Here is a 6,291-nt window from a genome sequence, read left to right as displayed (position 1 = left end):
CCACCGGATACGGATCGGGATTTCATGGGTATGAATATCTTGAAAAAATCAGGCTTGATTGTCGCGGATAGCGGGGCGCCTTTTGGGCAGCGACAGCTTCCGAAGAAGGCGCGTCCGTCTCGATCTTTACAGCGCCGAGCCGGTGTTTATGCCGCAGGGGGCTGCCGTGCACGGTGCCGGTCGCTTGGGTGACTCGTGCTGAGGCAGGCGCTAACTACATTTGGGCTGGAGACACGCAGCCATGGTGGATGGGCTGCTCAATGACAAAAAAAAGGAACGGCATGAATGAACCGCGCTACGCATGGGTCATCGTCTGGGGCGCTTTCTTCAACCTGGCGATCATCTTCGGCGTTTCTTACTCGTTTGCGTCGTTCTTTGAATCTTTTGCGGCGGAATTTTCTGCGCAGCGTGCCGATGTGGCACTGGTGTTCGGCATTTCCGGGCTGATCTATTTCACGCTGGGCGCCTTCGGTGGCATGCTGGCCGACCGCTTTGGCCCGCGGCTGGTGTGTTGCACCGGCATGTTGTGCATTGCCGGCGGCCTGCTTGCCACCAGCTTCGCCCACGCCATGGGCACGGTGTACCTGACCTATGGCGCGGGCATCGGCGTGGGCATCGCTTTGGTCTATACCCCGGCCATCGCTTGCGTGCAGCCCTGGTTTACCACCCGGCGTGGTCTGGCCGCGGGCATTGCCAGCGCGGGTGTTGGTGCCGGCACGCTGATCATTCCCCTGCTGGCAACAAGCGCCATCCATTGGCTGCAGTGGCGGGATGCCATGCGGGCCGTGGCGCTGGGTGTGCTGGTCATTGGCTTGTGCGCTGCAGGGCTTCTGAAACGGGCGCCCGGCGCCGGCGGCTCGGGGTCGGCACCGCCGCCCGGGGCCAGTCTGCGTGAGGCGATGCGCAGCCGCAGCTTCTGGTGGATGTATGTCGCGGCCGTGCTGGCGGCCCCCACGATGTTCATCCCCTTCGCGCACGCGTCGGCCGCAGCCCGGGATCTGGGTATTGATGACGCACGGGCGGTGGGGCTGGTGGGCCTGATCGGCATCGGCAGTCTGGTCAGCCGCTTTGCGATTGGCACCCTGGCCGACCGCATCGGCCGCAGCCTGACCCTGGTGCTGATGCAGGGCTCCATGGGCGCATCCCTTTTGCTCTGGAACTGGGCCGATGGTTACACGGCCCTGGCGCTGTTTGCGCTGTGGTTTGGCGTGAGCTATGGCGGTATCGTGTCGCTGATGCCCACCATCTGCATGGACCTGTTTGGCGGGCGGGCCGTCTCCAGCATCATCGGCACGCTCTACACGGGCGCGGCGCTGGGCAATTTGCTGGGGCCAGTGGTCGCGGGCGCGGTGTTTGACCGCACGGGCAGCTATGGACTGGTGATCTGGAGTTGCATTGCGCTGTCGGCACTGGCCACCGTGGCGTCAGCGCGGCTGGTCGGGCCACAGCCCAAGGCTTATTGAGCCTGTGTCAGAATGACCCGCACCTCAACCCGCCATCAGGAATCACGTCATGTCACGTCCCAGTATGTGGGCGGCCAAAGTAGCCGCCCTGATTCAAGGTAGCAACAGTTCAGCCGCCCTCTTGCAGATCAAAGTGGCCCCCACGGTGAAAGACCTGCAGGAACTGCGCGCCCTCCTGAGCGCCGCCAAGCTGCTCACGCGCTACCAGGACGTCGATCAAACGATCAGTGACCAGATCGTGACCCTGAAGTCCTCCAGACTGCACCGCTCGCCCTGACCCCGCAAAGCAGGCTTCTCAGGGAAGCTGGCGCAGACGAGCCCCCATCAGCCCGCGGGATCGTGCGTCTGCTGCACCGGCACCCGCATGTCATCCAGATAATCCTTAGCCAGATTGACCGTGTCCACCACACCCAAGGCGGCGTAGTGTTTGCCCAGCCAGGCCTTGCCAGCTGAGCGCCCCAGTTCGTGCAATTGATGAATCAGATGGCCGTCGGTGGACGACTTGCTGGAGGCGCTGAACTGCTCCAGCACCTCGCCGCCGTCAATGCGGTGCATCAGCACGTCCTTGTAATGGCTGGCGTCGAGCTTGCCTTGAGCCAGCAGGCGCTTGACGAAATCAATGGCGCGTATCTCGGCAATCAAGCCCGCGTTGAAGGTGATCTCGTTCATGCGGTCCATGATCTCGGCGGCCGTGGTGGGCAGTTTGTCGCGCGCGATGGGGTTGATCTGCACCAGCACAATGTCGCGGCTCTGGCAGTTGTAGATCAGCGGGTGAATGGCCGGGTTGCCGGAGTAACCACCGTCCCAAAAAAAGTCGCCCTCAATCTCGACCGCCTTGAACACCGTGGGCAGACAGGCCGAGGCCATGACGGCGGCGGCGGTGAGACGGCTGCCGGAAAATATTTCGGCCTTGCCGGTGGTCACGCGGGTGGCGACGACGAATACTTTGGGCGTCGCATAGCGGGCCAGCCGGTCAAAATCAATTTGCCCCTCCAGAAACTGCTTCAAGGGGTTGATGTCAAACGGATTGCTTTGGTACGGCGACACCGAGTTCGACCACCAGGCCGTCATGGCGTCGGCCCATTGCTGCGTCGGTGAGTTGCCATGGCCCGCACCGCCCATGCCGCCAAACAAAACCTCAAACGGGGAGCGCTGCACCAGCGACACCGAGTTGGACAAGGCGCCCATGCTGACGATGCCGTTCCAGAAGCTGGCCAGGGCCTCGCGCGCGGCCTCGCGCGGATCACGCCCCGGCTGGTCCGCCGCCCGCGCAAAACCATGGGCCAGCGCCACCGCATTCATCGCCCCGGCGCTGGTGCCGCTGATGCCTTCGATCTCGACCCGTCCGTCTTCCAGCAGGGCGTCCAGCACGCCCCAGGTGAAAGCGCCATGCGAGCCGCCGCCCTGCAAAGCCAGATTGATCGGGCGCGCGTCGGCGGCGGAGCGGTCGGAGGGGATTGGTGCGGGGATATAGGCCATGAGAATCTCAGGGAATCAGACCGAGGGCCTGCATATAGGCCGACTGCACCATCAAGGCATCCCATTCAGGGCTGGCGCCGCGCGGCAACAGCGCGCGGCGGTGCTCTTCGCTGGCCTCCAGCGGCTGCCACCCGCCTTTAAGCTGGGCCTCGGTCAAACCGTCAATCAGCGCATCGACGGCCTGGCCGCCGTCCAGCGACTGGTTGCACAGCAAGACCATGTCGCAGCCCGCGTTGAGCGCCGCCACGGCCGCCTGCGTGTAGCTGACCTGCTGGCCGTCAATCAAACGCGCGCCGGCCATGGACAGGTCGTCGCTGAAAATGGCGCCGCCAAAGCCGAGCTGGCCGCGCAGGATGTCGTTCAGCCACTTGGCCGAGAACCCGGCCGGGCGGCTGTCCACATTGGGGTAGATCACATGCGCGGGCATGACGCTGCTGAGCGTCATGTTGAGCCAGCCGTAGGGCGCGGCGTCCTCATTCAGAATGGCTTTGAGGCTGCGCTTGTCGACCGGGATGTCGGTATGCGAATCGGCTTTGACGAAGCCGTGGCCCGGAAAGTGTTTGCCGCAATTGGCCATGCCGCTTTGCAGCAAGCCATGCATCAAACTCTTGGCCAGCAGGCTGACGACACGCGGGTCACGATGGAAGGCGCGGTCTCCAATCACGCTGCTCTCGCCAAAATCAAGATCGAGCACCGGGGTGAAGCTCAAATCCACGCCACAGGCCCGCAGCTCGGCCCCCAGCACGAAGCCGCAGGCCGTGGCCGCGTTGCTGGCTTGCAGGGCACCACTGCCCTCACCCCCTTTGCCATCGCGCAGCCACAGCTCGCCCAAGGCCCGCATCGGCGGCAAATGGGTGAAGCCGTCGGTCTTGAAACGCTGCACGCGTCCGCCTTCATGGTCGACGCAGATCAGCAGGTCGCGACGCACTTTTTTGATGTCGCGACATAGCTGGGTCAGTTGCGCCCGGTCCTGCCAGTTGCGGGCAAACAGGATGAGGCCGCCCACCAGCGGGTGCTTCAGGCGTTGCCGATCCGTTTGGCTCAGGCTCAAACCAGCGACATCGATGATGAGGGGGGCGTGTTGTGTCATGGGGCGTCTCGTTAAAAATCCATATGCTATATATTTAATAGCTGCTTGCGCATAGCCGACGAGGGCTAGCGGTCTATTTTCTCTAAAACCTCAACCACGCAGAAGCTGGCGGCGTAATCGGTTTCGTCCGTGACGCTGACCTGCGCGCTCAGACCCCGGGCGTCAAACCAGTCCTTGAGCACGCCATGCAGCACCAAAGTGGGCTTGCCACTGGGCAAATTGCCAATTTCGCACAGGCGCCAGGTCATGGGCATGGTCATGCCCAGGCCGATGGCCTTGCTGAAGGATTCTTTGGCGCTGAAGCGGGTGGCCAGGTAGCGGATGCCGCGCTCGGGCCAGCGCGCGCTGCGGGCTTGCCAGGTGGCGAACTCGGCGTCGCTCAGGATCTTGCGGGCAAAGCGGTCGCCGTGGCGCGCCAGACTGGCGCGGATGCGGCGCACGTCGCAGATGTCGGTACCAATGCCGTAAATCATGGTGCGCGCCTGTATCCAGCGTCGACCGGCTCAGCCCGAACGGGCCGGGGCGAACGCGCTGTCGATGCAGCGCAGGTAATCCTGCACGGTGGCGCCATAGCCCAGCTCCAGCGCGTCGGCGATCAGGGCGTGACCGATGGAGACTTCGGCGACACCCGGCACCTCTCGGAGAAAGGCGGTGAGGTTGTCGCGGTTCAGGTCGTGGCCGGCGTTGACGCCCAGGCCGACATCGAGCGCCGCCTGCGCGGCTTCGGCAAAGCGTGTCAACTGCGCGCCCTGCTGCGGTGTGCCCCAGGCGGCGGCATAGGGCTCGGTGTACAGCTCGACGCGGTCGGCACCGACGGCTTTGGCGGCCGCCATGGCCTGCGGGTCGGCGTCCATGAACAGGCTGACACGCACACCCAGGCTTTTGGCTTCTGCAATGAGAGGGCGCAGGCGGTCCGCATCAGCGGGAAAATTCCAGCCGTGATCGCTGGTGAACTGCCCTTCGCTATCGGGTACGAAGGTGACCTGATGCACCGGCAGCTTGCGCGCCAGCAGCTCACGCACGCACGCCATCAGGTTGTGAAATGGATTGCCTTCAATGTTGAATTCGCGATCCGGCCAGGCTCGCAGCAGCTCGGCCAGTTCGCGCACATCGCCAGCGCGGATATGGCGCTCGTCCGGCCGCGGATGCACCGTGATGCCGTTGGCCCCCGCCTGCAGGCACAGCGTGGCAGCGCGCGTGACGCTGGGGATGCCCAGATGGCGCGTGTTGCGAACCAGCGCCACTTTGTTCAGGTTGACCGAGAGGACGGTCCGAGCCGCCTGGCCGCCCAAAGGCGAGGAAGCCCCCTCGGGGGGCAGCGTATTACACGTAGTGGAAAGCGTGGGGGTCATAGCTATAAGGATTGCAGGTCGATCATCATTTGCCGGGTACGCAAGGTTGTCACCCCGCAATGGTAATTCAGCAGCGTGCGCAGCTGCGGCTTGAGTTCAGCCATCACTTCCGAGCAGGCGCGCAAGGTGACGGTGAACGGCGCACTGTCAGCCAGCGACTGTTGCAGCGCAACCCATTGCGCACCGCTCAGGCTGGCGCGGTCCGTCGCATTGGTCTGGCGCAAGCCGCCCTCGGGCACCAGGCTGTAGTGCGCCTGCGGGTCCAGACCCAGCAGGGTCATGGTCTGGGCATCCAGCGAGGGCAGCAGCCCAATCTCGCGCAACAGCAGCAGCTCAAAGGCGCGCAAGGCGGACTGCAGGGCCTCGCCATGCTCGGAGGCAATCACCTGCACCACGTTGGCGTAAACGTCGAACAGCCCCGGGTGCGGGTCATCCCGCGCCAGCAGCGTCAGCAAAAGTTCGTTGAGGTAGTAGCCGGACATCAGCGCGTCGCCGGTCGGCATGACATGGCCGCCCTGCCACTCGGCGCCCTTGAGCGTGCGGATTTCGGCATCGCCACCAAAAGCCACGTGCAGCGGCTGCAAAGGCAGCAAGATGGGGCGAAAGCTGGAGCTGGGCCGCTTGACCCCCTTGGCCACCAGCGCAATGCGGCCATGGTGGCGCGTGAACACTTCCAGAATCAGGCTCGACTCGCTCCAGTCGTAGCGGTGCAGGACGTAAGCAGGTTCGTCAGAGATGCGTTGGGTCGCCACGCGAGGTCAGGCCAGCGCCAGAATGATATTTATTGATAACCGAAGGACCGAACGCGCGCCTCGTCATCGGCCCAGCCAGAGCGCACTTTGACCCACATCTCGATGAATACCTTGCAGTCCAGCGCTTTTTCCAGTTCGACGCGGGTTTCCATGCC

7 protein-coding genes are annotated in these 6,291 nt (G+C 63.9%); 2 read left to right on the top strand and 5 right to left on the bottom strand.

The genetic code is table 11. The annotated features are described in order from the left end of the window. Positions 1–281 precede the first annotated feature (281 nt). Together B3V69_RS06675 and B3V69_RS06670 are read left to right on the top strand one after the other, a co-directional pair. Positions 282–1,463, top strand: coding sequence for an MFS transporter (locus B3V69_RS06675; protein WP_296444953.1), 1,182 nt, complete (start codon positions 282–284; stop codon positions 1,461–1,463). A gap of 49 nt (positions 1,464–1,512) precedes the next feature. Next, positions 1,513–1,740 (top strand): hypothetical protein, encoded by a 228-nt coding sequence (locus B3V69_RS06670; protein WP_296444951.1) that lies wholly within the window; start codon positions 1,513–1,515, stop codon positions 1,738–1,740. Between the two features lie 47 nt (positions 1,741–1,787). On the opposite strand, the gene B3V69_RS06665 is transcribed toward B3V69_RS06670, so the two are convergent. From B3V69_RS06665 to recO, 5 genes are all read right to left on the bottom strand, one after another. Then, a complete protein-coding gene (locus B3V69_RS06665) occupies positions 1,788–2,942 on the bottom strand; it encodes a patatin-like phospholipase family protein (protein WP_296444948.1) in 1,155 nt (384 codons plus the stop codon). A gap of 7 nt (positions 2,943–2,949) precedes the next feature. Next, positions 2,950–4,032, bottom strand: coding sequence for a beta-N-acetylhexosaminidase (gene nagZ / locus B3V69_RS06660; protein ID WP_296444947.1), 1,083 nt, complete (start codon positions 4,030–4,032; stop codon positions 2,950–2,952). Positions 4,033–4,097: 65 nt separating this feature from the next. Further along, a complete protein-coding gene (gene acpS, locus B3V69_RS06655; RefSeq protein WP_296444946.1) occupies positions 4,098–4,505 on the bottom strand; it encodes a holo-ACP synthase in 408 nt (135 codons plus the stop codon). Positions 4,506–4,535: 30 nt separating this feature from the next. Continuing rightward, entirely contained in the window at positions 4,536–5,384 is an 849-nt protein-coding gene (locus tag B3V69_RS06650; protein WP_296444944.1) for a pyridoxine 5'-phosphate synthase, read from the bottom strand. A 2-nt stretch (positions 5,385–5,386) separates the two neighbouring features. After that, on the bottom strand, positions 5,387–6,136 hold the full coding sequence (gene recO, locus B3V69_RS06645; RefSeq protein WP_296444942.1) for a DNA repair protein RecO: 750 nt from the start codon (positions 6,134–6,136) through the stop codon (positions 5,387–5,389). Between the last annotated feature and the right edge of the window lie 155 nt (positions 6,137–6,291).

It is taken from the genome of Rhodoferax sp. UBA5149, assembly GCF_002413825.1.
Taxonomy (GTDB): Bacteria; Pseudomonadota; Gammaproteobacteria; order Burkholderiales; family Burkholderiaceae_C; genus Rhodoferax.
The sequence above is the reverse complement of the archived record's forward strand: the minus strand, read 5'-3'. Positions and strand labels throughout refer to the sequence as shown.